General features: G+C 67.8%; 22 protein-coding genes and 1 tRNA gene. 9 read left to right on the forward strand and 14 right to left on the reverse strand.

What is annotated here, in order from left to right; translation table 11 throughout:
* Positions 1-43 precede the first annotated feature (43 nt).
* The 3 genes from ilvN to miaA all read right to left on the reverse strand — a co-directional run bounded on the left by ilvN (position 44) and on the right by miaA (position 3543).
* A complete protein-coding gene (gene ilvN / locus U1703_RS09580) occupies positions 44-559 on the reverse strand; it encodes an acetolactate synthase small subunit (protein ID WP_320451960.1) in 516 nt (171 codons plus the stop codon).
* 212 nt (positions 560-771) lie between these two features.
* Complete coding sequence (gene ilvB, locus U1703_RS09585; protein ID WP_332785506.1) at positions 772-2529, reverse strand: biosynthetic-type acetolactate synthase large subunit; 1758 nt, start codon at positions 2527-2529, stop codon at positions 772-774.
* Between the two features lie 84 nt (positions 2530-2613).
* Entirely contained in the window at positions 2614-3543 is a 930-nt protein-coding gene (miaA, locus tag U1703_RS09590; protein ID WP_332785507.1) for a tRNA (adenosine(37)-N6)-dimethylallyltransferase MiaA, read from the reverse strand.
* Between the two features lie 37 nt (positions 3544-3580).
* On the opposite strand from miaA, the gene serB reads away from it, so the two are divergent.
* Entirely contained in the window at positions 3581-4477 is an 897-nt protein-coding gene (gene serB, locus U1703_RS09595; protein ID WP_332785508.1) for a phosphoserine phosphatase SerB, read from the forward strand.
* 192 nt (positions 4478-4669) lie between these two features.
* Here the strand turns inward: serB and U1703_RS09600 are convergent, their stop codons facing one another.
* A complete protein-coding gene (locus tag U1703_RS09600) occupies positions 4670-5815 on the reverse strand; it encodes an SPOR domain-containing protein (RefSeq protein WP_332785509.1) in 1146 nt (381 codons plus the stop codon).
* A 271-nt stretch (positions 5816-6086) separates the two neighbouring features.
* On the opposite strand from U1703_RS09600, the gene U1703_RS09605 reads away from it, so the two are divergent.
* Positions 6087-7445 carry an SPOR domain-containing protein gene (locus U1703_RS09605; protein WP_332785510.1) on the forward strand — a complete coding sequence of 453 codons (1359 nt, stop codon included), beginning with the start codon at positions 6087-6089 and terminating at the stop codon, positions 7443-7445.
* 7 nt (positions 7446-7452) lie between these two features.
* Here U1703_RS09605 and U1703_RS09610 read toward each other — a convergent pair whose 3' ends face one another.
* A complete protein-coding gene (locus U1703_RS09610) occupies positions 7453-8640 on the reverse strand; it encodes a BaiN/RdsA family NAD(P)/FAD-dependent oxidoreductase (RefSeq protein ID WP_332785511.1) in 1188 nt (395 codons plus the stop codon).
* Between the two features lie 483 nt (positions 8641-9123).
* Positions 9124-9579, reverse strand: a complete 456-nt coding sequence (locus U1703_RS09615) for a GreA/GreB family elongation factor (RefSeq protein WP_332785512.1) — start codon at positions 9577-9579, stop codon at positions 9124-9126.
* A gap of 210 nt (positions 9580-9789) precedes the next feature.
* Between U1703_RS09615 and U1703_RS09620 the strand changes: the two genes are divergently transcribed.
* Positions 9790-11538 (forward strand): DEAD/DEAH box helicase, encoded by a 1749-nt coding sequence (locus tag U1703_RS09620; protein ID WP_320451968.1) that lies wholly within the window; start codon positions 9790-9792, stop codon positions 11536-11538.
* A gap of 311 nt (positions 11539-11849) precedes the next feature.
* On the opposite strand, the gene U1703_RS09625 is transcribed toward U1703_RS09620, so the two are convergent.
* The 6 genes from U1703_RS09625 to U1703_RS09650 all read right to left on the reverse strand — a co-directional run bounded on the left by U1703_RS09625 (position 11850) and on the right by U1703_RS09650 (position 19935).
* Entirely contained in the window at positions 11850-13067 is a 1218-nt protein-coding gene (locus tag U1703_RS09625; protein WP_332785513.1) for a dihydroorotase, read from the reverse strand.
* Positions 13064-14047, reverse strand: a complete 984-nt coding sequence (locus U1703_RS09630; RefSeq protein ID WP_332785514.1) for an aspartate carbamoyltransferase catalytic subunit — start codon at positions 14045-14047, stop codon at positions 13064-13066. Before U1703_RS09630 ends, U1703_RS09625 begins: the two co-directional genes overlap by 4 nt.
* Before the next feature lie 63 nt (positions 14048-14110).
* The gene (locus tag U1703_RS09635) at positions 14111-15634 is read right to left on the reverse strand and encodes a glycosyltransferase family protein (RefSeq protein ID WP_332785515.1); all 1524 of its coding nucleotides are present in this window, start codon (positions 15632-15634) and stop codon (positions 14111-14113) included.
* Positions 15635-15737: 103 nt separating this feature from the next.
* Positions 15738-18107: a TonB-dependent receptor gene (locus tag U1703_RS09640; protein ID WP_332785516.1), complete on the reverse strand. Its 2370-nt coding sequence runs from the start codon at positions 18105-18107 to the stop codon at positions 15738-15740.
* A gap of 260 nt (positions 18108-18367) precedes the next feature.
* Entirely contained in the window at positions 18368-18832 is a 465-nt protein-coding gene (gene ruvX, locus U1703_RS09645; protein ID WP_320451972.1) for a Holliday junction resolvase RuvX, read from the reverse strand.
* On the reverse strand, positions 18829-19935 hold the full coding sequence (locus tag U1703_RS09650) for a DUF3089 domain-containing protein (protein ID WP_332785517.1): 1107 nt from the start codon (positions 19933-19935) through the stop codon (positions 18829-18831). Before U1703_RS09650 ends, ruvX begins: the two co-directional genes overlap by 4 nt.
* Positions 19936-20073: 138 nt before the next feature.
* On the opposite strand from U1703_RS09650, the gene gatC reads away from it, so the two are divergent.
* The 4 genes from gatC to gatB are packed head-to-tail and all read left to right on the forward strand — an operon-like array spanning position 20074 to position 23730.
* Positions 20074-20361 carry an Asp-tRNA(Asn)/Glu-tRNA(Gln) amidotransferase subunit GatC gene (gene gatC, locus U1703_RS09655; protein WP_037568622.1) on the forward strand — a complete coding sequence of 96 codons (288 nt, stop codon included), beginning with the start codon at positions 20074-20076 and terminating at the stop codon, positions 20359-20361.
* Complete coding sequence (gene gatA / locus U1703_RS09660) at positions 20361-21842, forward strand: Asp-tRNA(Asn)/Glu-tRNA(Gln) amidotransferase subunit GatA (protein ID WP_332785518.1); 1482 nt, start codon at positions 20361-20363, stop codon at positions 21840-21842. Before gatC ends, gatA begins: the two co-directional genes overlap by 1 nt.
* Entirely contained in the window at positions 21836-22252 is a 417-nt protein-coding gene (locus tag U1703_RS09665; RefSeq protein ID WP_320451975.1) for a hypothetical protein, read from the forward strand. Before gatA ends, U1703_RS09665 begins: the two co-directional genes overlap by 7 nt.
* Positions 22249-23730, forward strand: coding sequence for an Asp-tRNA(Asn)/Glu-tRNA(Gln) amidotransferase subunit GatB (gene gatB / locus U1703_RS09670; protein ID WP_332785519.1), 1482 nt, complete (start codon positions 22249-22251; stop codon positions 23728-23730). Before U1703_RS09665 ends, gatB begins: the two co-directional genes overlap by 4 nt.
* A 263-nt stretch (positions 23731-23993) precedes the next feature.
* Here gatB and U1703_RS09675 read toward each other — a convergent pair whose 3' ends face one another.
* On the reverse strand, positions 23994-24239 hold the full coding sequence (locus tag U1703_RS09675) for a hypothetical protein (protein WP_332785520.1): 246 nt from the start codon (positions 24237-24239) through the stop codon (positions 23994-23996).
* Between the two features lie 5 nt (positions 24240-24244).
* On the reverse strand, positions 24245-24403 hold the full coding sequence (locus U1703_RS09680; RefSeq protein ID WP_320451978.1) for a hypothetical protein: 159 nt from the start codon (positions 24401-24403) through the stop codon (positions 24245-24247).
* Between the two features lie 134 nt (positions 24404-24537).
* Here U1703_RS09680 and U1703_RS09685 point away from each other — a divergent pair.
* Together U1703_RS09685 and tig are read left to right on the forward strand one after the other, a co-directional pair.
* A tRNA-Leu gene (locus U1703_RS09685) sits at positions 24538-24622 on the forward strand.
* Between the two features lie 60 nt (positions 24623-24682).
* The gene (gene tig / locus U1703_RS09690) at positions 24683-26341 is read left to right on the forward strand and encodes a trigger factor (protein ID WP_332785521.1); all 1659 of its coding nucleotides are present in this window, start codon (positions 24683-24685) and stop codon (positions 26339-26341) included.
* Positions 26342-26483 lie beyond the last annotated feature (142 nt).

Raw genomic sequence — 26483 nt, forward strand, 5'->3', positions numbered from 1 at the left:
TTGGGCCGCATCGGGCCTCGGAAAATGAAAAATGAAGGGTGGCTCAGGCCGCCTCGGCCCCGCGCGAGATGGCGGCGATGCCGGTGCGGGCGACCTCGACCAGGCCGACTTCGCTCATCAGTTCGACGAACTTGTCGATCTTGGCGATGCCGCCGGTGACCTCGAACACGAAGCTGGAGATCGTCGCGTCGACCACGCGGGCGCGGTAAACCTCGGCCAGGCGCAGCGCCTCGATCCGGCGGTCGCCGGTGCCCGCCACCTTCACCAGCGCCAGCTCGCGCTCGACATGGTCGCCCAGCATGGTCAGGTCGGTGACCGAGTGGACCGGCACCAGCCGGTCGAGCTGGGCGATGATCTGCTCCATCACCGGCGGCGAGGCGCTGGTGACGATGGTGATGCGGCTGACCGCCTTGTCGGCGGTGATCTCCGACACGGTCAGGCTCTCGATATTATAGCCGCGCGCGGTGAACAGACCCGCGATCCGGGCGAGGATGCCCGGTTCGTTGTCGACGATCACCGCCAGCGTGTGGCGTTCCACCTGTTCGGTCTTGATATGCATTTCTAATCTCTTCCTCCCCGGAACGGAGTGGCAGGTGGATTGCCCCCCAGGCAATCCAGATCATGCCGGGGGCACGATCGACCTGTCACTGGGACCATGCGGAGCATGGTGGAGGGGGCCCTCCACCCATGCTGACCCACGCGGCGATCCCCCTCCACCGTGCCGCTTCACGTCACGGTCCCCCTCCCCGCGGGCGGGGAGGAGCTTGAAGGTCAAACCAGCGCCTTGGCCTCGTCGTCCATGGTGCCCGATACCTCATTGGCCTGCAGGATCATGTCGGTATGCGCGGCACCGCTCGGGATCATCGGGAAGCAGTTGGCGAGCTTGGCCACGCGACAGTCGACGATCACCGGCCCGTCATGGTCGAGCATCGCGGCGATGCCGTCCTCCAGCTCGTCGCGGTGTTCGATCAATATGCCCTTCCAGCCATAAGCCTCGCCCAGCTTCACGAAGTCGGGCAGCGAGTCCGAATAGCTTTCGGCATAGCGGCTCTCATAGGTCAATTCCTGCCACTGCCGGACCATGCCCATATACTCGTTGTTCAGGATGAAGATCTTGACCGGCAGGCGATACTGCGTCGCCGTCGCCAGTTCCTGGATGTTCATCTGGATCGAGGCTTCACCGGCGATGTCGATCACCAGCGCGCCCGGATTGCCGAGCTGCGCACCGATCGCGGCGGGCAGGCCGTAACCCATGGTGCCGAGACCACCGCTGGTCAGCCACTTGTTCGGCTTTTCGAAGCCGAAATGCTGCGCGGCCCACATCTGGTGCTGGCCGACCTCGGTGGTGATGATCGGCTGGCGCGCCTTGGTCGCCTCGTACAAAGCCCGGATCGCCCGCTGCGGCATGATCGCGTCGCCCGCCTCGGGGAAGGAGAGGCAGCCGACCGCGCGCCAGCCCGCGATACGGCGCTGCCATTCGGCGGTGTCGGGCTTGGGATGCTGGCGCGACTTCCAGATGCGCACCGCATCCTCCAGCGCGTGGCCGACATCGGCGATGATCGCCAGGTCGACGCGGACATTCTTGTTCACGCTCGACCGGTCGATATCGACATGCACCTTGCGGCTGTTGGGGCTGAACGCGTCCAGCCGCCCGGTCACGCGGTCGTCGAACCGGCTGCCCAAGGCGACCACCAGATCGGCCTGGTTCATCGCCATATTGGCTTCATAGGTGCCGTGCATGCCCAGCATGCCCAGCCATTGCGGATCGCTGGCCGGGAAGGCACCCAGACCCATCAGGGTCGAGGTGACGGGCGCGCCGGTGATGCGGGCCAGTTCGCGCAGCAGCTGCGACGCGGCCGGACCCGAATTGATGATGCCGCCGCCGGTATAGAGGATCGGGCGTTCGGCGGCGGCCAGCATGTCGACCAGCTGCTCGACCTGCGTCTGGTCGGCCTTCACCTGCGGGCGATAGGTCTTGTGACGGATCGGGCCCGGCTTCTGATAGCGGGCGGTGGCGACCTGCACGTCCTTGGGGATGTCGATCACCACCGGACCGGGACGGCCCTGGGTCGCGATGTGGAACGCCTCGTGCACCACCTCGCCCAGCCGGGCGGGGTCCTTCACCAGGTAATTATGCTTGGAGCAGTGGCGCGTGATGCCGACCGTGTCGGCTTCCTGGAACGCGTCGGTGCCGATCAGCGCGGTCGGCACCTGGCCGGTGATGACCACCATCGGGATCGAATCGAGCAGCGCGTCGGTGATGCCGGTGACCGCATTGGTCGCGCCGGGGCCGGAGGTGACGAGCACCACGCCGGGCTTGCCGGTCGAGCGGGCATAGCCCTCCGCCGCATGGGTCGCCGCCTGTTCGTGGCGGACCAGAATGTGGCGGATGCGCACTCCGTTCTTGTTGGCGCGAAACAACGCGTCATAGATCGGCAGCACCGCACCACCCGGATAGCCGAAGACGACCTCCACGCCGAGATCGCACAGCGCCTCGACCAGGATATCGGCTCCGCTTTTCTCGGTCATCATTCCAGTCCTCATACGTCCGTGCTCCCCATGGAGCCTGTCAGGAACAGCGCGGCTACAGGTTTAAAAAGTGCGCGTCAACCGTCAACGGCGCAATAAAGTTTCTATTATGTTGCGCCGCACATCCGGCTCCGTCTCGGGAATCACCGTCCAGTCGGGGCCGGGTTGGTGGCGGAACCAGGTATATTGCCTTTTGGCGTAGCGCCGCGTCGCCAGTGCCCCCGCCGCTTCCGCCTCGCCACGGGTCATGCGGCCGTCGAGCAGCGCGGCGGCCTCGGGCACGCCGATCGCCCGGCGGATCGGTGCGTCGGGGGGCAGGTCGGTCCGTGCGAGCAGCGCGGCGGCCTCGTCCAGCCCGTCGTCCAGCATCTCGCCGAAACGCCGGTCGATACGGGCGTTCAACCAGTCGCGGTCGGGCAGCAGGATGATGGCGGACAGCGTGATGCGGTCGCCGATTCCGCCTTCTTTCCGTGCCTGCCATTCGTGCAGCGCACGGCCGGTGGAGCGCACCACCTCCAGCGCGCGGGCGACACGGGTGGTGTCGGCGGGGTTGAGCCGTGCGGCGGCCACCGGGTCTTCGCGCGACAGGGCGGCATGAGCCTCGGCGACGGGCAGCGCGCGGACCTCGGCGCGGATGACGGGATCGATCTCGGGCACCGGCGCGATGCCGTCGAGCAGGGTGCGCATATAAAGGCCGGTGCCGCCGACGAGGATCGGCAGCGATCCCGCCGTCACGCTATCCTCGATCGCCGCGCGGGCCTCCGCCGCCCAGCGCGCCGCGGAATAGCCGGTGTCGGCGCCATCAACTTGGCCGAACAGCCGGTGCGGCGCCTGTGCTTCTTCCTCGCGAGAGGGGCGGGCTGTCAGGATCGACAGGTCGCGGTACACCTGCGCCGAATCGGCATTGATGATCGTGCCGCCGGTCGCCCTTGCCAGATCGAGCGCCAATGCGGACTTGCCGCTGGCGGTCGGCCCTGCAATGAGCGCCACATTCGGGAGAGCCATTGTGTTCATTGCGACCTACATAGCGGATCAGACCTTCGACGCCTCGATGCTTTCTGACGTGGCCTTCGAATTCGACGGCGACTCGACGGCGGGACGGCTGGTTTCGGGGGAGTGGCTGGACGAAGGGCGCGCCTTCGACCTGACCTTCGAGCCCAGCGAGGGCTTCTTGCCGAGCGATTGTGCGGCGCTGGCCGACCGTTTGAAGGACGAGGCTCGTTCGATCGCCAAGGGCGGATACGGCCATGACCTGTCGCTCGACGTCATCGTGCAGCCGGCGGCGAACCGCGCAAAGCGGCTGCTGGTCGCCGACATGGACTCCACCATGATCACCGTCGAGTGCATCGACGAACTGGCCGATTATGCGGGAATCAAGGATCAGGTCGCGGAAGTGACCGAGCGGGCGATGCGCGGCGAACTCGACTTCGCCGCCGCGCTGGATGCGCGGGTGGCGCTGCTCGCAGGGCTGGATGAAACGGTCATCGCGCAGTGCCTGGCCGAGCGTGTCGTGCTGATGGCGGGCGCGCGGACGCTGGTGCAGACGATGAAGGCGCGTGGCGGCCATGCGATCCTGGTGTCGGGCGGCTTCACCCGCTTCGCCGAGCCGGTCGCGGCCCAGATCGGCTTCGACCGCGCCATCGCCAATGTGCTCGAGATCGCGGACGGCAAGCTGACCGGCACGGTGCGCAAGCCCATCGTGGGTTCGGACACCAAGGAAAAGACGCTGCTCGCCGCGCTCGGCGAACTCGGCATCGGTGCGGAAGAAAGCATGGCGGTGGGCGACGGCGCCAACGACCTGGCGATGATCCGCCGCGCGGGGTTGGGCGTCGCCTACCACGCCAAGCCGATCGTCGCGAGCGCGGCGGCGGCGCGGATCGATCACAACGACCTGACCGCGCTCCTCTATGCGCAGGGCATTCCAAGCGCGGAGTGGGTCACCGCCTGATCCAGGCCGGTGCCTGTCGCGTGGCACCGGCGCTTCTTTTCCTTCCCTCGCCCTTGTTTGAGGGGAGAGGGGTGTCGCCGGTCGCGAGGTTGGACCGTTTTCTCAAGGAGAGAATACCCCTCCGTCAGGCCTTCGGCCTGCCACCTCCCCTTACAGGGGAGGCATGAAGCCGCGCCGCAATGACGATCGTCGTTAGGGCGCGACCACGACGCAGGGCTGGCCCGAGCGGGTGCAGGCGGCCTGGGCCTCGGCGCGGTTGGCATAGCCGCCCGCCTGCAACCGGGTGACACCGCCCGCCGTGACATAGGAGGGCTGGGCACCACCCAGACGGCCCCGGACCCGCTGCCACAGCGTGGTCGCATTCTCCCGATCGCGAAAGGCACCCAGCTGGATGCGCCAGCCGCCGCCGCTGGCGCGGGGCGTCGTCGCCGGCTTGGCTGGACGCGGCGTGGCCATACGGACCGGTGCGGTGCGGGGCGCGGGCGGAGACGAGCGCATCGGCTGCGCGCCACCCGTCAGGTCCGAGGCTTCCTCGACGACCGGCTCGGCCGGGCGCGACGTTGCGGCGGTAGTGCCAGGGACCGGGCCTGGAACCGGATAGCTGGCACCATAGCCGGGCGTGGCGGGGCGCGACGGGACAACCGGCACCGACTGGACGCTGGAGCGTGGCCGTGCCGATGCGGGAGCAGCGGCGGTGCGCATGGGCTCGGCCCCCACCATCACCCGCGTCGGGCCGCTGGCGGTAAGGGTGGGAAGCGCGGCCAGACGGGCGCGATATTGCTGGACCAGGCGGGTGCCCTGCTCGCGATCGGGCGGGGTGATATACTGGTCCATCTGCGCCAGCGTCTGCGAGGCCGATTGCAGTCCGGCCTGCGAGGCCAGCGTCATCAGCGCATAGGCGCGCGGATAGTCGCGCGGCACACCGTCGCCGTTGAACAGCATCGTGCCGAGCACCAGCTGCGCGCGTGGCTCGCCATGCGCGACCGACTTTTCCAACCAGGGTGCGGCCTCGGCCTTCTTGCCCGACTGGAACAGCGCCAGCCCGTAATTGTCGGAGGCCGGGATATGACCCTGGATCGCGGCCTTGCGGAACCAGCTTTCGGCAAGCGCGGGGTCGAGCGGGACGCCGCGACCCAGCTTATAGGCCTGGGCCAGATTGAACTGCGCATCGGGGTCCCCCGCGATCGCAGGCCCGCGCCATTCCTCGACCGCCTTGCGGAAATCGCCCTGGGCCCAGGCATCGGTGCCTGCCTTCACATCGGCGAAAGCCGGGGCGGCGATCAGGCCGATGGCCAGGGCGATCATGCCCGCACCGACAATCGGGAAACTGCGCATCATCTTCGATCTTCCCCAACCTTCTGTCCGCCATCCATGCCCCGCCCCCGAGCGTGGGTAAAGCAGGCAGTTGGCGGGTTTAACCCTTCCTTAGACGCTTCGACCCTAGCGTCCGCCCCAATCGGAGACATGGGGTCATGCACGCACCGTCCTGTTCGTCGCAACGCGCCACGACCGTCCGCCACGGGGCGGCGGAGCGGGTGGCCATATGCGGACTCAGTGGTGGCGTGGCGATGGTCGCGCTCTCCCTATCGGCTGGCAACGGATGACCCGCATGACGACGCTCCGCACTTTCCTTACCTGCAGCATCGGCGCGCTGGTCGTCGGGGGCGGGCTCGGCGGCTGTACCGCAACGGGGCCCCGCACCGCGCGGCTGGGCGACGGCGCGGAGCAGGGGGGTACGACGCGCGCCACCGTCGCGCTCGCCGACCAGACGCGCCGCGTGCTGGCGCAGCGTGACGGCATCGGTGCGGTGGCGCTGGCCGAGCGGCTGGTGGCGGCGGAGCCGCACCAGGCGGCGTATCGGGCGCTTCTGGGGCAAAGCTATTTGCAGGCGGGGCGCTTCGCCTCGGCCCGGCAGGCCTTTACCGATGCGTTGCAACTCGATCCGGCGGATGGTCGCTCGGCGCTGAACCTGGCGCTGGCGATGGTCGCGGGCGGCAATGGGGCAGGGGCGCGTGCCCTGCTCAATCGGCACGCATCGGTGATCCCGGCGGCCGATCTGGGGCTTGCCCTGTCGCTGGCCGGTGATCCGGCGCAGGGCGTGCGCATCCTGACGGCGGCGGCGCGCGAGCAGGGGGCCAGCGTCAAGACGCGGCAGAACCTGGCCCTGTCGCTGGCGCTGGCCGGGCAATGGGATCTGGCGCGCATGGCCGCCTCGGCCGACATGGCCCCCTCCGACGTCGAGGTGCGGATGCAGGAATGGGCCGACTTCGCCGCAGCCGCCAATCCGGCCGACCAGGTCGCGTCGCTGCTGGGCATCCATCCGGTATCGGACGGCGGCCAGCCGGTGACGCTGGCGCTGAACGCCGCCCCGTCGGCGGCGGTGATGCAGGACATGGTGCAGGCGCTGCCCCAACCCCGATCCGATGTTCCGGCGACCGTCGATTCTTCCGCAGCCCGCATCGCCTTCGCCGCACGGCAGGACGTGGCTCAGCCCTTGCCGACGACGCAAACCGCGCTGGCCTCCACCGACACCATGTCGATGGCCCAGCCGTCGCCCGAAACGACGCCCGCCCCGGACCGAGAGGCGCGCGTTCGGCGGATGGCGGCGGGGCTCGTCTCGACGCCCACGTTGCTGCGCCGGGCCGAGGAGCGCCGCCAGACGATCCGCCCGCGTGGCGACTGGAACGTCCAGCTCGGCGCGTTCGGCCAGGAAGACGGCGCGCAGCGTGCCTGGGCCGCGCTGACCCGCCGCTATGCCGACTTGTCCGGCTATGTGCCGCAGAGCGGAACCGTGCGGCTGGCCAGTGGGCAGCTTCACCGTCTGTCGGTGGGCAGCCTGACCAGGGCGGACGCCGACCGCCTGTGCCAGCGCTATCGCGGTGCGGGGGGCGCGTGCTTCGTGCGGCGCCAGGCCGACGACCGCATGGCGCATTGGGCGCGACCGGGGATCGGCTCCGCGTCGATCTGATCGGCGATCAGACGGCCTCGCCCGCCGCGCGGCCGCTGGCCCATGCCCATTGGAAATTATAACCGCCCAGCCAGCCGGTGACGTCGACCGCCTCGCCGACGAAATGCAGGCCGGGCACCGCCTTGGCCTCCATCGTCCGCGACGACAGCCCGGCGGTCGACACGCCGCCGACCGTCACCTCGGCCTTGGCATAACCCTCGCTGCCATTGGGGTGGAAGGGCCAGTCGGCCAGCTTCGCCTGCGCTGCCGCCAGCGCTTTGTCGGTCGCGAGCCCCAGTTCGGCTGGCAGGGCCAGGCGCTCGGCCAGCGTTTCGGCCAACCGGTCGGGCAGGACTTGCGCCAGCACGCGCCGGGGGCTGGTTCGCGGTGCCGCTCGCTTGGCCGCCAGCAGCCAGTCGGGTTCCTGATCGGGCACGAAGTCGACGCCCACCGGCTCGCCGTGCCGCCAATAGGACGAGACTTGCAGTATCGCCGGGCCCGACAGGCCGCGATGGGTAAACAGCGCCGCCTCGCGAAAGCGTGTCTTGCCCGACCGGGCAACGACGTCCGACGCGACCCCCGATAGCGAGCGAAACAGCGTTTCCTCGCCGCCCAGCGTCAGGGGAACGAGCGCGGGGCGCGGCTCGATCACCTTCAAACCGAACTGGCGCGCCAGGTCATAGGCATAGCCGGTGGCCCCCATTTTCGGGATGCTGGGCCCGCCGGTCGCGACGATCAGGCGCGGGGCGGTGAAGGCTGCACCGCTTCTCTCGACGTGGAACGCGTTACCGTCATGGGTGACGCCGTCGACCGGCTTGCCCAGTGCGATGTCGACCAGCCCTCCCGAGCGCGTCGCCCGGTCGCATTCGTCGAGCAGCATCTCGACGATCTGCCGCGCCGATCCGTCGCAGAACAACTGGCCCAGCGTCTTTTCATGCCAGGCGATGCCGTGCGCCTCGACCAGCGCCAGGAAATCGGCGGGCGTGTAGCGGCCGAGCGCGGACTTCGCGAAATGCGGGTTGGCCGACAAGAAGCGGTCGGGCGTCGTCCCGTTATTGGTGAAGTTGCACCGACCGCCGCCGGAGATCAGGATCTTTTTGCCCGGCGCCTCGGCATGATCGACGACCAGCACCCGCCGCCCCCGCTGCCCGGCCGTCGCCGCCGCCATGAGCCCCGCCGCGCCCGCGCCCAGGATGATCGCGTCATAATGTTGCATGGATGGGCTTTTAGGGGGGAATGGGCGGCAGAGATAGGTCCGACGGTCGCCCCTTGGCACGCCCCGCCCGCTTACGGGAGGGGATGGTGGGGGCACCAGCGATGGTCTCTGTAAGACCCCTTGCCCTCCCCTCGGTCCCCTCCCGCCTGCGGGAGGGGAGGAAGAAGGGAGAGGGCCGGGTTTTGGCCTACCTCGACCGTCTTGATCCTCCTGCCGAACGGCACCGGTGCGGCGTAGGCGACACTGTCATGCTTGGGGGTGGATCAGTTATTACCAATGCTCGGGTCTCGCCACCCGGTGGGGTCGTGACACGCGACACGGCAGAGAAGGCGCCATCAGTAGCCCCTTGGCACGCCCCTCCCGCAGGCGGGAGGGGATGGGGGAGGGCGGGTGCCACCAGCGCTGGTCTCCGTGAGCCCCCTTGCCCTCCCCTCGGCCCTCTCCCGCCTGCGGGAGGGGAGGCAGAAAGGAGAGGGTCGCGCCTTACTTCACCTCGACCAGCTCCACCGCGTCCGCCTTGCCCGCGAACGGGACAGTTTCGCCCGCCATCGCGCCCATCAGGGCGCGCGCCAGTGGCGCGGCATAGGCGATGCGGTCATGCGCGGGGTCGGCTTCGTCGTGGCCGACGATGGTCAGCGTCCGCGTCTGGCCGTTGAGCCGGATCGTCACCACGCTGCCGATTCCCACCTCGTCCTCGGCGGGAGCGGGGGCGAGTTCGGCGGTGGCGGCGCGCGTGTGCCAGTAACGGAGTTCGCGCTGGAGCCTGGTGCGGTCCTCCTCCGTCTCCGCCGCCGCGACCGCCGCCTCGACTTCGGCCACCTTGGCGCGGGTCAGGTCCAGCCCCCTGGGCGTGACCAGATTGGGGCCGGACGGGATCGGCAGCTCGAACTTGGGTTCGAGATGTTCCTCATCGGATTCGCGGCGAAAGGCGACACTCATAGGGTATAAACGCTCAGGCTCATGGCGCGGCTCCATGACGGGGCGTTCGGTTCACCGCAAGCACGGGTTGAGTTTTCCGCCGATTGGTGTAAAGGGCCACGCTTTCACGGAACGCAAACATTCACCCGTGCCGCATGGGTGTATCCGCCAACCGAGAGGGATGGGTCCCTTGGTTCGGCGGTACGCGCTCCTTTTTCTGTTGGAGTCCCCATGCCTTTTTCTGCTTTGCCGCCGGTCCTGTCGGCTGCTCTCTCCGCGCGTGGCTATACCGCGCCGACCCCCGTCCAGGCCGCCGTCATCGAGGATGACGCCCAAGGCCGCGACCTCATCGTGTCCGCCCAGACCGGTTCGGGCAAGACCGTCGCCTTCGGCCTCGCCATGGCGAGCGAGCTGCTGAACGGCGGCGACCACCTGCCCCAGCCGGGCGCGCCGATGGCGCTGGTCATCGCGCCGACCCGCGAACTGGCGCTGCAGGTCAGCCGCGAGCTGGAATGGCTCTATGCCGGCGCCCGCGCCCGCATCGCCACCTGCGTCGGCGGCATGGATGCCTCGCGCGAGCGTCGGGCGCTCAGCCACGGCACGCACATCGTCGTCGGCACGCCGGGCCGTCTGCGCGACCATCTGGAGCGCGGTGCGCTCGACCTGTCGTCGCTGAAGTTCGTCGTCCTCGACGAGGCCGACGAGATGCTCGACATGGGCTTCCGCGAGGATCTGGAGCAGATCCTCGACGGCACGCCGTCCGAGCGGCGCACCTTGCTGTTCTCGGCGACCATGCCGCGCCCGATCGTGCAGCTCGCCAAGCGTTACCAGACCAATGCCAAGCGGATCGAGACGATCAGCGAGGACAAGGGCCATGCCGACATCGCCTATCAGGCGGTGACGGTCGCCCCCGCCGATATCGAAGCGGCGGTGGTCAACCTGCTGCGCCTGCACGAGGCGGAGGTCGCCATCCTGTTCTGCGCCACGCGCGACAATGTCCGCCATCTGCACGCCAGCCTGGTCGAGCGTGGCTTCTCGGCGGTCGCGCTGTCGGGCGAGCATTCGCAGAACGAGCGTAACCATGCGCTCCAGGCGCTGCGCGACGGCCGTGCCCGCGTCTGCGTCGCGACCGACGTCGCCGCGCGCGGTATCGACCTGCCCGGCCTGACGCTGGTCATCCACGTCGAAATCCCGCGCGATGCCGAGGCTTTGCAGCACCGTTCGGGCCGTACCGGCCGCGCGGGCCGCAAGGGCACCGCGATCCTGATCGTCCCCTATCCGCGCCGTCGCCGGGTCGAGGGCATGCTGCGCGGTGCACGCATCGACGCCGAGTGGCGTCGTGCACCCACGCTCGAGGAAATTCGCGAGCAGGACCGCGAGCGTCTGCTGTCGGCGCTGCTGGCACCGGTCGAGGTCGATGACGCCGATCGCGAACTGGCGACCCGCCTGCTCGCCGAGAAGTCGGCCGAGGAAATCGCGGCGGCGCTCGTCCGGGCGCACCGCGCGGCACTGCCGCAGGCCGAGGAACTGGTCGAGGGCGACACGCCTGCGCCGCGCGAGCGTCGCGAAGGTTTCGACGACACCGTCTGGTTCCGCATGAGCGTGGGCCGCAGCCAGAATGCCGATCCGCGCTGGCTGCTGCCGTTGATTTGCCGTCGCGGGCACATTACCCGCAACGAGATCGGTGCGATCCGCATCCAGCCCGACGAGACGATGTTCGAAATCCCCAGCGCCCTGGCTTCGCGCTTCGTCGCCGCGTTGAAGCGGACCGAGGCGGACCATGCCGAGGATGATATCGCGATCGAGCAGGCCGACGGCCCGCCCGCCGGCGGTTCGAGCCATGGCGGCCCGCGTCGCAACGGTCCGGGTGGCGGTGGTCGTCCCGGCGGTCGCCCGAACGGTGCGGGCGGCCCCGGCGGTCCGCGTCGCTACTCGCCGCGTCCCACCCAGGGCGGCCCGCGCGGTCCCCGTCGCGGCTAAGCCCTTCGCGGTGTAACGAAAAGCCCTCCCCGAGACGTCTCGGGGAGGGCTTTTCGTTTGGGGCGGCGCCCATCATCGATGGTGGGCATAGTCCGGTGGTGAAGGAGCAGGCCCCTCGCTGGCGGTGCCAGCCCCACCACCATCGCCGACGCGACGGTCCCCCCTCCCCATCGGAAATGGGGAGGATTGGGTTTCCCGAACGTCGCCGCCAGCAATTCCTCCCCAAGCCGTGCTTGGGGAGGGGGAACGCCGGGCGTCAGCTCGGTGGTGGTAGGGCGGGGTCCTCCGCTATCGCCGATGGAGAGGCGTTTTCAGGCGATTTCCCGTCCGGCCTTCCACAGCCGCAGCGCGCGGCCCTGAACCGGGAAGCCATCGAACGGCGTATTCCCCGCCGAGGCGAAGGCGTCGCCCGACACCATCCACGGCGTATCAGCATCGAACAGCATCAGGTCGGCGGGCTTGCCGGCTTCCAGCGTGCCGGTGTCGAGGCCAAGCACCCTGGCCGGATTGCGCGCCAGCAGCGTGAACAGCCGGGGCAGGGTGATGCGCTCGTCGCGCACCAGCATCAGCGCGAGCGGCAAGAGTGTCTCCGCCCCCGCCATGCCTGCCTCCGCATCGACGAAGGGCAGGCGCTTGGCCTCGGGCCCGTGCGGGTCGTGGCCCGAGCCGATGACGTCGACCGTGCCGTCCGCGACCGCCGCCAGCGCCGCCTGCCGGTCGCTCTCGTCGCGCAAGGGCGGCGAGAGGCGGGCATAGGTCCGGAAATCGGTGACCGCGATGTCAGACAGGTGGAGATGCGCAGGTGTGATGCCGCACGTCACCTTCACCCCGCGCCGCTTGGCCGCGCGGATCAGGTCGAAGCCCGAGGCGGTCGTGACCTGGCGGATATGCAGCTTCGCGCCCGTTTCCTCAGCCAGCATCAGGTCGCGCGCGATGGCGAGCGATTCGGCGATGGCGGGGGCGGAGGGCAGGCCCAGGCGGCTTGCCGTCTCGCCCTCGGTCGCGACGGCACCGGCGGCCAGGCGACCATCCTCGGCATGGGAGATGACGGTCAGGCCCAGGTCGCCCGCATAGGCGAGCACCCGGTGCATCACGCCCGAATCGGCGACCCAGCCGCGTCCGGTGCCGACCGCCTTCGCGCCTGCCGAGATACACACCGCCATTTCCGCCAGGTCGGTCCCCGCCAGCGAGCGGGTCGCCGCCGCGATGGGGTGGATCCACAGGTCCGGCCGCCCGATCAGCGCGGCACGCTGCACCACACCCGGATCGTCCAGCACCGGCGACTGGTCGGGCATCAGGCCGACGCGCACGATCCCGCCCGCACGGCAGGCGGCGCGGTCCACCTTGAACACGCCAAGATCGACGATGCCGGGGGCGAGCATCTTGCCGCCGCAGTCGATGACGGTCGCACCCTCGGGCGCGTCACCGGTTCCGGTGATGACGCCGTCCTCGACCAACAGGGTCTGGCCGCGTATCTCGCCGCCGACGGGGCAGACCAGCGTGGCATTGGTGAAGGCCGTGACGCTCATGCCCAGCCTTCCAGCTTGCGGGCGCGGCGGGTCAGCACGTCCAGGCACGCCATGCGCACCGCGACGCCCATCGCCACCTGCTCGGTGATCGCCGATTGCGGGCCGTCGGCCACCTCCGAATCGATCTCGACCCCCCGGTTCATCGGGCCGGGATGCATGACCAGCGCGCCGGGCCTGGCCCGCTTCAGCCGCTCCGCCGTCAGGCCGTAGCGCATCCGGTATTCGCGGGTGGAGGGGATATAGCCGCCCGCCATCCGCTCGTTCTGGACACGCAGCATCATGACGACATCGGCATCCTCGATCGCTTCGTCGAAATCGGTGAAGGGCGTCACGAACATCTGCTCGATCCCCTTGGGCATCAGCGTCGATGGCGCGCAGACCCGCACCTCGGCCGCCAGTGCGGTGAGCGCGAGAATGTCCGAGCGTGCGACCCGGCTGTGGAGAATGTCGCCGCAGATCACGACCTTCTGCCCGGCCACGCTGCCCCGGCGGCGGCGGATGGTCAGCATGTCGAGCAGAGCCTGCGTCGGATGTTCGTGCCGCCCGTCGCCCGCGTTCAGCACCGGGCAGTCGACCTTGTCGGCGATCAGGCGGACCGCGCCCGACGCCATGTGGCGGATCACGATGACGTCGGCGCGCATCGCGTTCAGCGTCATCGCCGTGTCGATCAGCGTCTCGCCCTTCTTCACGCTCGACTGCGCCGCGTGCATGTTGACGACGTCCGCGCCCAGCCGCTTGCCCGCGATCTCGAAGGACAGGAGCGTCCGGGTCGAGTTCTCGAAGAAGGCGTTGATCTGGGTCAGGCCCGCCAGCCTTGTGTCGGGCGTGTCGGTCGCGCCGCGATCGAGCCAATGTTCCGCTTCGTCGAGCAGGAACATGATCTCATGCGGTTGAAGGCCGTCGATGCCGGTCAGATGCCGGTGCGGGAAAACGGCGCCACCCTGAATGAGCGTGCCGGGGCGATGATCCGATGTCTGCATTAAAGCCGCCGGGTAGCGGCGCGCGCGACGTTCGGCAAGGCTCGATGACGAAAGACCGCTGGTTCAGCGGGCGGGCCACGCCTCCAGCACATGACCGTCGCCTACCCGGATCAGTCGGGTGCGACCGATCGGAAAGCTGTCGGCGCGGAGCTGAGCGGCCAATCCCTCCTCCGTTACATTCTCCCCCGCAACATGCTCGGTCCAGAACAGCGTCGGGCAATCGCGCGCCATGCTTCGGTCGCCATCGGGCGCCAGCGCAAAGCCATAGTGCGCCGCGACGAGGCGATACGCATGGGGAAAGACGGCATAATTTTCGGTTGGTGGGGCGGCGATGGCGCGGCGGTTGCCGTTCCAGTCGACATGGACCAGCGTCGACGGACAGCCACGGCGGATCGCGGCGATGGTCCGGCCCGTGTCGTACCAACTGGCCCGAGACACAGTGCGGATCATATTGGCCTGGATTGCCAACAGCGCGGCAAGGGTCATGACGGCGGACAGCAGGACCGCGAACAGCGGGCGTATACGCTTGAGCAGCGCCGACGCGCCCAGGGCCAGGATCATGGCGATCGCCGGGTGCAGCGTGACCAGATAGCGGTCGATGATGAAGGGCCGCCACAGGTGGATCGCGACCATCAGCACGCAGGCGATGACCAGTCCGACGCCAAGCGTCATCGCCCGGTCGAGCGCGGCGGCGAGGCGACGGTCCTGCCAGCTGCGATAGGCAAGCACGAGGAAACCCGCGACCGCCAGGATCGTGACCGGCAGGTTCGCGGTCAGGATGCGCTCCACCTCGAACGTGATCGCCCAGCGCGCGGCGTCGAAACCGCCCTTGATCCAGAAGTCGCGGGTATTGGCCTCGATCCGCCCGAACGACAAAGCGAGATGAAGCAGCATCGGGGCGGCCGCCAGCGTCGCGGCGGCGGTCAGCCGGACGGCGCTTTGCCCGTCGCGGGCGAGCAGGCGACGCAGGATCGTCGCGGTGACCAATCCGCCGCCGACGATGCTGGCCGCCAGATGGACGTTGAGCGCGATCAGCAGCGCCAATGTCAGCATCGCCCATTCGATCCGGGGATGGGCGCGCTGCCCCCGCTCATATCCCACCAGCGCGGCCAGCGCGACGGCGGCGGCGGCGAAGGCGAGATAGTTGGAACGCAACTCCGCCGCGCGGTCGATCGCAGGCCAGGCGCTGGCCAGCGCGACGGCGAAGACCCAGCCGATGCGACGCAGCCCCGGCGGGATCAACCACCAGGCGATCTGGATACAGGCACCGACCAGCAGGAACAGATTGAGGATGCGCCGCTCCTCGATCGTCGCACCGGCCCAGGCGGTCGCACGGGCCAGCGCATAGAAGATCGGGGGGTGATTGTCGGCAAGCCAGAGCCCGACCGCCTGGTGCAGCGGGATGTCGGGGCGGGCGACGTAAAGTGTATAGAATTCGTCATACCAGGGCCCGCGCATCCGCATCGCGGTGACGATGGCGAAGACGAGCGCGATGTAGACGATGCCCAGCATCGCGCCCGTCCAGACCGACCGCGCGGTCGGCAACCGGTATCGGGCGGGGGCGCGGGCAGGGCGGTCCGGGATCATGGGGACGATGGTCTGCCCCGCCGTCCGGCGTCCGGCAAGCGGCCGTGCCGGACCGGAAGGCCGAGGCCTCCCGATCTGGCACGGCACGACATCGCAAGGCGGATCAGAATGCGCCGGACAGGGTGATGAAGCCCATGCGCGGCGGCTGGGCATAGCTGTTCCAGGTCCGGGCGGCGGCACCGACGACCAGTTCGTAGATGCCCTTGCGATTGGTCACGTTGGTGACGTTGACCGACAGCTGCAGGTCCTTGACGCCGAACCCCTCGATCTGCGGCAGGCTGTAGCTGGCCTGGAGGTTCAGCAGATAACGCCCGCCGATACCTTGGTCGTTGGTATAGGTGGCGAAGCGCGGGCCGACATAGTCGCCGATCGCCTGGATCTCGAACGGACCGTCATTGATCGACACCACCGTCTTGTTCAGCCACTTGGCGGTGTTGGGCACATATTTGCCTGCGGTCGCGATGGTGGTGGTGCCGCTGACATAATTGTCGCGGTATTTCGAGCTGTTGTACGACAGCGCGTTATACACCGACAGATGCGGACCGAAGCGCAGGGTTGCCGCCGCATCGACGCCGTTGGTCTGCACGCGACCGACATTCTGCAGGATCGACACACCGCCGATGACCGACGCGATGACCGGCGTCGCGCTGATCTGGAGCAGGCGGTTGTCGAAATCGACATGATAGGCGCTGACCTGCCCCTCGATCGCGGTCAATGGGCCCAGGTCCAGTGCGTGGTGCGAGCGCACACCGGCTTCATAGGTCCAGGAGGTTTCGGGCGAGGTGTTCGCCTTGATCTGGTCGAACGCCTGCTGGCTGCCCACCGCGAAGGGCGACAGGCCCGCCGCGACCGAGGCCTGGAACTGGCGCACATTCTTCTGGATATGGCCGAACAGCTGGTCGTTGTCGGTCATGTCCCAGATCGCGCCGATGGCGGGCAGGAACCACTTCTTCGTGTTCAGCCGCCCTTCGGGATAGCCGGTCGAGGTGCCGGGCAACGCGCCGGGCAGCGGCTGGGTCGGCACGCGGCCATCGGCGAATTGCAGGCTGGACTTGAAGCCCGCCTCGACCGTCACGGTCGGGCTGACGTGCCAGCGATCCTGGATATGCGTCTGGACCAGGTCGTACTTCGTGATCGCGGCATATTGGGTCAGGCGGCGCTTGGCGGGATCGGCCCATTCATAGGGTGAGGGGGGATTGTCGATCGGCGCGGCATACCAGCGGCGGAAGATCGTGTTGCGATTATGCTCGTACCAGCCGCCCAGCTCGATCTCATGGTCGCCCGCGTGGATCGCCAGCGTCGAGATACCGCCCTTGCGGTCGATCCCATATTCGGTGGTGCGCAGTGCATAGCCCGAGCCGCCGAAGACGTCCTTCAGATTCTGCCCCGGATAATAGATGCGGAACAGGCCCGGCAGGCCCGCCGCCGCGATCGGGCCGGTGATCTGCCCCTGGCCCTCGTCATGATGGTAATAGACCTGGTTCGACCAGGTCACCGCATCGCCGAAGCGGTGTTCGTACTTGATATAGCCCAGATAGTCGGTGCGCTGCGCGTCGCCGAAATAGTTCATGTAGTTGTTCGGGTTGTTCGACGGCGGCGCGCCGTTGGCGTCGACATAGGCGAGGGCGGCCTGCCAGTTCGGATAGAGCAGCGAGCGGTAATAGGGCTCGATCCCGCCCGCATTGTGGGCGACCGAATCCTGGTTCGGCTCGGCCTTGTCCGAGATGTTAAAATAGCCGGTCAGCGTGCCGTTTTCGCCCTTGTGGACGAACTTGGCATTGCCCTGCCACCCGCCCTGGCGCGCATCGAATTCCCAGGCGCGGGCCTTTTGCCGGACGACCGAGAGATAGCCGCTGTTGGTGCCGCCCATCCCCTCGACCTCGCCGCTGTCGATGCGCAGGAAGGTGCGGCTGGCGTCATAGCTGCCCAGCGTCTGGGCGAAGCGGACCCCCATGGTCGCGGCCGGATCACTCGAATAGGTCTCGATCCCGCCGCCCAGGTTGCTGGCCGAGGCAGTGCCCAGGTCGGCGGCCCCGGCGGTCAGGCGGACGCGCGACACGTTTTCGCTGATGACCGCGCGCTGCGGGCTGAGGCCGTTGTAATTGCCATAGGATTGGTCGCCCAGCGGCACGCCGTCGAGCGTGAAGCCGAGCTGGTTCTGGTTGAAGCCGTGGACGAACAGCGAGATATTCTGTTCGTTATTGCCCCAGGGATCGGCGGTCTCGAACTGTACGCCGGGCAGCGTCTGGATCGCCTTCACCGGGTTCGCGCCGGGCAGCACCTTCTGGATTTCCGCCGCGCCCAGTTCGACCGACGAGCGGGTGGTGCGGGTCGCGGTGACGACGATCTGGTCGCCATTGGTCGCGGACTCGCTCGACGGCGTATCGGCCTGCTGCTGCGCCCAGGCGGGCACGGCGATGACGGCGGCCCCGATCATCAGCATCGAACGGGACAGAATGGAAAAACGGCTCACGACTGGGCCCCCCAAAGGCTTCGAAGAAGCGGCGCAGCTAGGGGGCTCGAATGACGGCTTGGAGACCGGGCCAAGTCCAATTGATGACATATTGGCCGGATTTGGTGGATTTGCGATCAATGGCGGCAGGCAGCCATTCCTCCCCTGCAAGGGGAGGTGGCAGGCCGGAGGCCTGACGGAGGGGTGTACCCCTCTCGATAGCGCGACACCCCTCCGACGCGCTTAGCGCGCCACCTCCCCTTGCAGGGGAGGAATGGTTCTTACGCCATTACAAGCGCGTCGATCGCGGCCTGGAGGATGTGCGCGGCCGCCAGATTGTCGATCCGCTCGGCACGCTTGGCGCGGCTCATATCCTGTTCGATCATCGTACGTTCGACCGCGACGGTCGACCAGCGTTCGTCCCACAGCAGGATCGGGCCCAGGTCCGCACAGTTGCGGGCGAAGGACCGGGTCGATTGCGACCTTGGACTCTCGCTGCCGTCCAAGTTGAGCGGCAGGCCGATGACCAGACCCTTCACCCCCTGTTGCGCGATCATCGCGACCAGCAACTCCTTGTCCTTGGTGAACTTGGTCCGGCGGATCAGGGTCGCGGGGCTGGCGAAGCTCCATCCGGCATCGCACAGCGCGGTGCCCACGGTCTTGGTGCCGACGTCCAGCCCGATCAGCCGCCCGCCCGAGGGGAGGACGGCGCGGAATTCGCTACGGTCGGTGGTGATCAGGCTCATCGAAAGGCTTTCAAACGGCGCTCCGCATCGGCGCGGACATTCGCCCAGAACAGGCTGTAGTCATAGACGTGGTAGTTGTTGCCGGGCAGCACATAGGGCCCGACGCTCGGCCCCTCGCCGATGGTCAGGAAACCGCGCCCCTCGCATCTGGCGGGCACCTTGCCCGCCGCGATGGCCGCGGTCGTCAGGTCGGCGGAGGGATAGAGCGTGCCCAGATTGGCGGTCGCTGGCGCGGCGACGTCGGGGGTGCCGGTCAGCGGGTTCGTGCACAGCATCGCCGTGCCCTTTCGCGACGCGCCGGTATAGCCGTTGGTCTGGTCGAACACATCGAGGATCAGCGACGGATCGGCAGGCTCGCCGAAGCTCTGCCAGCTCAGGACGCAGCCGGTCTGGTCCGCCCGCTCGCAGGCGGGCAGGCCCATGGCGGGAAGGTCGGCGGTCATCGAGATCGGCCAGCCGACGACATAGGCCGCGACGATCCGGCGCTTCAGCGCAGGGTCCTTGGCCACCCGGTCGGTCAGCAGGCGCGACAAATGCAGCGCGCCCTGGCTGTGTCCGGCCAGGATCAGCGGGCGCTTGGGATCGACCTGTTCCAGAAAGGCGGTGAAGGCCGCATCCACGTCGCGATACGCCAGATCGAGCGCGCGCTCCGCATCCGAAACGCTGGTCAGGAACGCGCCGAAGGTCGCCTGGCGATAGCGCGGCGCCCAGATGTCGCCCGCTCCGTTGAACGCGCTGGCCTGGCCGCGCAGGAACAGTTCGGCACGGGCATTGGTATCGGGATCGTCGATCGGCGCGTTCCAGTGCGCCTTGTTGATGTAGGAGGTGGGGTGGATGAAGAACACCGCCGCCCCCTGACCCGGCTGGCTGGGGGTGTAGCCGGTCGGCGTCCACAGCGCCGGGTTGCCCGGAATATCGGGCCGCGCCAGCCACATCACGCGCCGCTTGTACAGTTCGCTCGGCGGGGCGGCCTGTTCGCGGAACGACTCGGAGGGGACGGTCGACCAGCGGAGCAGCTGGTTGCCGAACAGGCGATAGGCAAAGGCCGCTGCGATCGTCAGCACGATGAGCGCCGCCACGACATAGAGGAATTTGCGCGCCAAATCATCACTCCGTTGTGCGGTGCGGCAAAACTGGATCGCCTGCAATTGCTATCCATGATGCCCCGCTTGCCCCCATTGCAATCGCTCTTGCGGCAAAAGCGTTGCGCGAAGCCGCGCGGCGATGCTAGCCGCAAATCCATGTCCGTAGATACCGCAACCGTGAAGAAGATCGCGAGCCTTGCCCGCATCGCGATCACCGAGGAGGACGCGACGCGCCTCGCCCCCGAGCTCGGGAACATCCTGGGCTGGATCGAGCAACTGGGCGAGGTCGACACCCAAGGGGTCGAGCCGATGACCGCGGTGATCCCGAACCAGCTTCGCCTGCGCGACGACGTCGTCAATGACGGCGGCATCCGCGACCTCCTCATGCAGAATGCGCCGCAGGCCGAACACGGCTTCTTCACGGTGCCCAAGGTGATCGAATAATGACTGATCTCACCACACTCGGCATTGCCGCCATCCGCGACGGCGTGCGCGACGGCCAGTTCAAGGCGCGCGAAGTCGCCGAGGCGTTCAACGCCAAGGTTGCGGCTGCAAAGGCGCTCAACGCCTTCCTGGTCGAGACGCCAGACCATGCGCTCGCCGCTGCCGATGCCGCCGATGCCGCGCGCGCGGCGGGCGAGACGCTCAAGCCGCTGGCCGGCGTGCCGATCGGCATGAAGGACCTGTTCGCGACCAAGGGCGTCGCGACCACCGCCGCCAGCAAGATCCTGGAAGGCTTCGTGCCTCCTTATGAATCGACGGTTTCGCAGAATCTGTGGAACGCCGGTGCAGGGATGCTTGGCAAGCTGAACCTCGACCAGTTCGCCATGGGCTCGTCCAACGAAACCAGCGCGTTCGGCAACGTCATCTCGCCCTGGCGTCGTCCGAACGACACCGCGCCGCTCGCTCCCGGCGGGTCGTCGGGCGGTTCGTCGACGGCGGTGTCGGCAGGTCTGGCGCCGGGTGCGACCGGCACCGATACCGGCGGCTCGATCCGCCAGCCGGCCGCCTTTACCGGCATTTCGGGCATCAAGCCGACCTATGGCCGCTGCTCGCGCTGGGGCACGATCGCCTTCGCTTCCTCTCTCGACCAGGCGGGGCCGATGGCGCGCGACGTGCGCGACTGCGCGATCATGCTGGAGGCGATGGCGGGCTTCGACGCCAAGGACGCGACCTCGCTGAAGCTCGACGTGCCGAACTGGGAAGCCGCGCTGTCGGCGGATCTGAAGGGCAAGCGCGTTGGCGTGCCCAAGGAATACCGCGTCGACGGTATGCCCGCCGAGATCGAGGCCTTGTGGCAGCAGGGTATCGACTGGATGCGCGATGCGGGCGCCGAGATCGTCGAGGTCTCGCTGCCGCATACGAAATACGCGTTGCCCTCTTACTATATCATCGCGCCCGCCGAGGCGTCGTCCAACCTCGCCCGCTATGACGGCGTGCGTTATGGCCTGCGCGACCTGCCCGAAGGGGCGGGGTTGCAGGACATGTACGCCGCGACCCGCGCCGCCGGCTTCGGCGACGAGGTGAAGCGCCGTATCCTGATCGGCACCTATGTCCTGTCGGCGGGCTTCTACGATGCCTATTACACCCAGGCGCAGAAGGTCCGCACGCTGATCGCCCGCGATTTCGAGCGGGCGTTCGAGCAGTGCGACGTGCTGCTCACCCCGACCGCGCCGTCGGCGGCGTTCGCGCTGGGCGAGAAGCAGGCCGATCCGCTGGCCATGTACCTCAACGACGTGTTCACAGTGCCTGCTTCGCTGGCCGGGCTGCCCGCCATGTCGGTGCCGGGCGGTCTGGACAAGGACGGGCTGCCGCTTGGCCTCCAGATCATCGGCAAGGCGCTGGACGAGCAGGGCGTGCTGAACGCCAGCCTGGCCATCGAGCAGCGCGCGGGCTTCACCGCCCGTCCGCAGGCCTGGTGGTAAGCGACCGAGCCTTTTCGGCCCGCAACATCGCCGTGTTGCGGGAGGCGCAGGGCGCCCTGAACGTCGCGTTCGGGGCGATCCTCAGCGCCTATGTCGGCGTATCCTTAAGCAATATCGACAACCACCCCTTCGACCACCACACGCTGGCGCGCTTCTTTCTGGGCGTGGCGGGCTTCATCCTGTGCCTGTGCGTGGGCAACAGCGTGATCCTGCGTGGTGAGGTGCGGCTGGGTATCCTGTTCCTGCTGCTGGGGGCGGGCGCGGCCTTTATCGGGTTGCGCGAGGCGCGGAACCTAGGTTTCGAGACCGCGATCCTGCGCATCCTGTCGACTTGCTGGATCGTCGCGCTGCTGGGCAGCAACGCCGTCCTGACGGCGATCAACTATCTTCATCATCGAGATCGAACATGAGCGAATATCGCATCCAGGGCGCGACGGGGGAATGGGAGGTCGTGATCGGCCTGGAAGTCCATGCCCAGGTCACCACCAATGCCAAGCTGTTCTCCGGCGCGGCAACCGCGTTCGGTGCGGAGCCCAACACCCAGGTCTCGCTGGTCGACGCCGCGATGCCGGGGATGCTGCCGGTGCCGAACATGGAGTGCATCCGCCAGGCGGTGCGCACCGGCATGGCGATCGATGCGCAGATCAACACATGGTCGCGCTTCGACCGGAAGAATTATTTCTACGCCGATCTGCCGCAGGGTTATCAGATCAGCCAGCTCTACCACCCGCTGGTGGGTGAGGGCGCGATCGAGATCAGCCTGGACGAAAAGAACCCCGATGGCCCGACCAAGCGGATCGGCGTCGAGCGTATCCATGTCGAGCAGGACGCCGGCAAGCTGATGCACGACCAGCATCCGACGCGCTCCTATGTCGACCTCAACCGTTCGGGCGTCGCGCTGATGGAAATCGTCAGCCGTCCCGACATGGCTTCGCCAGCGGAGGCAGGGGCGTATCTGCGCAAGCTGCGCGCCATTCTCCGCTATGTCGGCAGCTGCGACGGCAACATGGAGGAAGGCTCGATGCGCGCCGACGTCAACGTGTCGGTGCGTAAGGTCGGCGACGAGCTCGGCACCCGGACCGAGACGAAGAACGTCAACTCGGTCCGCTTCGTGATGGCCTCGATCGAATATGAGGCCAAACGTCAGGTCGCGGTGCTGGAGGACGGTGGCAAGATCGTCCAGGAAACGCGCCTCTTCAACGTCGAGAGCGGCACCACCCGCTCGATGCGGTCGAAGGAAGACGCGCATGATTACCGCTACTTCCCCGATCCCGACCTGCTGCCGCTGGAGCTGACCGACGCCTTCCTCGAGGAATGCCGCGCCAGCCTGCCCGAGCTGCCCGATGCCAAGCGCCGCCGTTACGAGGCGCTGGGCCTGACCCCGTATAATGCTGGCGTCCTGACTGCCGAGGTCGAGACGGCGCGCTGGTTCGATACCCTGCTGGAGGCGCTGGAGGGCTCGCAGGCCAAGCCCGCGCAGGCGGCGAACTGGGTCGCGGCCGAGCTGTTCGGCGCGCTCAACCGGCTGGGCAAGGACATCACCGAGAGCCCGGTATCGCCCACCCAGGCCGCCGAGCTGCTGGCCTTGGTCGCCGACGGTACGCTGTCGGGTAGCCTGTCGAAGCAGGTGTTCGAGATCATGCTGGAGACGGGTGACGGTCCGTCCAAGATCGTCGAGGAGCGCGGGCTCAAGCAGACCAGCGACACCGGCGCGATCGAGGCGGTGATCGCCGAGGTTCTGGAGAAGAATCCGAACCAGTTGGGTCAGTATCGTGGAGGCAAGGAGGCGCTGTTCGGCTTCTTCGTCGGTCAGACGATGAAGGCGATGGGCGGCAAGGCCAACCCGGCAGTGGTCAATGACCTGTTGAAGAAGGTGTTGGCGGGCTAACAGCGCGAGTTCTCCCCCTTCTTCTCCCCTTCCGCAGGCGGGAGGGGCCGGGGGAGGCAGAGAGCCTCGCAGAGGCTACGACTTGCGGCTTTCCCTCCCCCATTCCCTCCCGCTTGCGGGAGGGGCGTGCTTGGGGTGAGCGTTGTGCATTATCGAAAGTTCAGGCTTGCGATAATCCTCTCGCCTCATCACGCGCCTCTCCCCTCCCGCAGGCGGGAGGGGCTGGGGGAGGGCAACGGTGTCTCACCGAGCCCACCCCTTAGTTACTGCGCATCCAGATCCTGATTGCGCACCACGCCACCGGTCCCGCCGACACCGTCATGCTCGCCGGTATCGGTAAACGTCGCCGGTTCCTCGCCGCCCTCGCCACGCTCCACCGCGTCCGAACGCGCCTCGACCGCCTGTTCGATGTCGCTGCGCTCATCCTCACGCGGCGGGCTGTCCGGGTTGTTCTCGGGCACCTCGCTGGGCGGGCTGTCGGGATGGTTTACGGGGTTGGTCGCCATCATCTGCCTCAAATCTGCAAGGGCTGCTGGGTGCCGGGATCGCTCGGGCCGACGCCGGGGGAGGGCTGGTCGATATCGGGGCCGGGCGGCACGATTTCGGGCGGCGGGGTATCGGGCTGCGCCGGCTGGGTCGGCTGCGGGCTCTCGGGCGGGGGTTGGGTCGCCATTCTCGCTCTCCGTTTCATGCCATATTTCGGGCTGGGGACGGTTTAAACGCATGTCCCGCGCACATGTTGCCTGTTGTCCCTTGCCGAAGCGGCCCAGGGTGATATAGACGCGCGCCCATCGGCGGTGTCCTCGTGCGGGCGTGGCGGAACTGGTAGACGCGCTGGATTTAGGTTCCAGTATCGTAAGATGTGGGGGTTCGAGTCCCTTCGCCCGCACCAGTCCCCGGTCAAGAACGGGGCGACAGCCACACGGAATTTCTCCAGATTGAAGGCCTTTAGATGCAGACTGTCGAGACGCTGAACGAGGGGCTGAAGCGCGCCTACACGCTCACCATCACTGCCAAGGATATCGAGGGCAAGGTCGATGCCGAGCTGAAGCGGATCGCTCCGCAGATGAAGATGCCCGGCTTCCGCCCCGGCAAGGTGCCGACCAACCTCGTCCGCAAGATGCACGGCCCGGCCCTGCTGCAGGACGCGCTGAACACCGCGCTGCAGGAAGGCGTGCAGTCGCTGATCGCCGAGCAGAATCTGCGTCCCGCGATGCAGCCGCAGGTCGAGCTGGCCGAGGGTTATGAGCCCGGCCAGGACGCCAAGCTGACCGTCACGCTGGAGGTCCTGCCCCAGGTTCCGACCCCCGCGATCGACGCGCTGAAGCTGGAGCGCCTGACCGTGCCGGTCGCCGACGAGGCGGTGGACGAGCAGCTGCAGAAGTTCGCCGACCAGCAGAAGCGCTGGGACGATGCGGGCGACAAGGCCGCCGAGCAGGGTGATCAGGTCACCGTCGACTTCGTCGGCAAGACCACCGACGGCGTCGCCTTCGAGGGCGGCTCGGGCGAGGACATGGCCGTCGAGATCGGCGGCGGTCGCCTGATCCCCGGTTTCGAAGACCAGCTGGTCGGCGTGAAGGCCGGTGAAGAGAAGCAGATCTCGGTCACCTTCCCCGAGGACTATCCCGCCAAGGACCTGGCCGGTCAGCCCGCGACCTTCGACCTGACGATCAAGTCGGTGAAGACCGCCGGCGAAGCCAAGATCGACGACGAGATGGCCAAGAATCTGGGCCTCGAGAGCCTGGAGCAGCTGCGCGGCCTGCTGAAGGGGCAGATCGAGCAGGAGCATAACGGCCTGACCCGCACGTACATGAAGCGCAAGCTGCTCGACCAGCTGGCCGACGGTCACGACTTCGAAGTGCCGCCGTCGATGGTCGAGGCCGAGTTCTCGCAGATCTGGGCGCAGCTCGAGCATGAAGCCACGCACGAGGAAGACCCCGAGGCCGCCAAGGCCGAGATGGAGAAGGAGCGCGACGATTATAAGAAGATCGCCGAGCGCCGCGTCCGTCTGGGCCTGCTCCTCTCGGAGATCGGTCAGGCCAATGGCGTCGAAGTGACCGCGCAGGAATTGAATCGCCTGATCGCCCAGGCCGCACAGCAGTACGGCCCGGAAGATCGCCAGCGCTTCATCCAGTATGTCCAGCAGGAGCCGATGGCCGCCGCCCAGCTGCGCGCCCCGCTCTATGAGGACAAGGTCGTCGACTTCCTGTTCGGCAAGGCCGAGATCGCCGACCGCGAAACCACCCGCGAGGAGCTGGAAGCCGCGATCGAGAGCGAAGACGGTTTCGCGACCGGCACCCATGTCCACAATCATGACGACCATGATCATGACCACGGCCATGACCACGGTGCCAAGAAGTCGAAGGCGAAGGCCAAGAAGGCGGACGTGACCGAGGAAGCGGCGTCGGACGACGCGGCGGCCGAGGAATCCCCGAAGAAGGCGACCCGCGCCAAGAAGGCGGCGACCGAAGACGAGGCGGAAGCCACGACCGAGGACGCGCCCAAGAAGGCCGCACGTGCCAAGAAGGCCGCTCCGGCCGAAGGCGAAGCGGAAGCCGCCGAGGCGCCTGCCAAGAAGCCGCGCGCCAAGAAGGCCGCGCCGACCGAATAAGGTCGACGCCGGACTTCGCGTTCGTGACGAACAGGCAAGGGCGGTCGCGCAAGCGGTCGCCCTTCCTGCGTTCATACGATCCTCCCCGGCACGGGGAGGGGAACCATCCGCAGGATGGTGGAGGGGGGCGCCTCAAGGGATG

Source organism: Sphingomonas flavida (genome assembly GCF_036663655.1).
In the GTDB taxonomy this organism is placed as follows: Bacteria; Pseudomonadota; Alphaproteobacteria; order Sphingomonadales; family Sphingomonadaceae; genus Sphingomonas.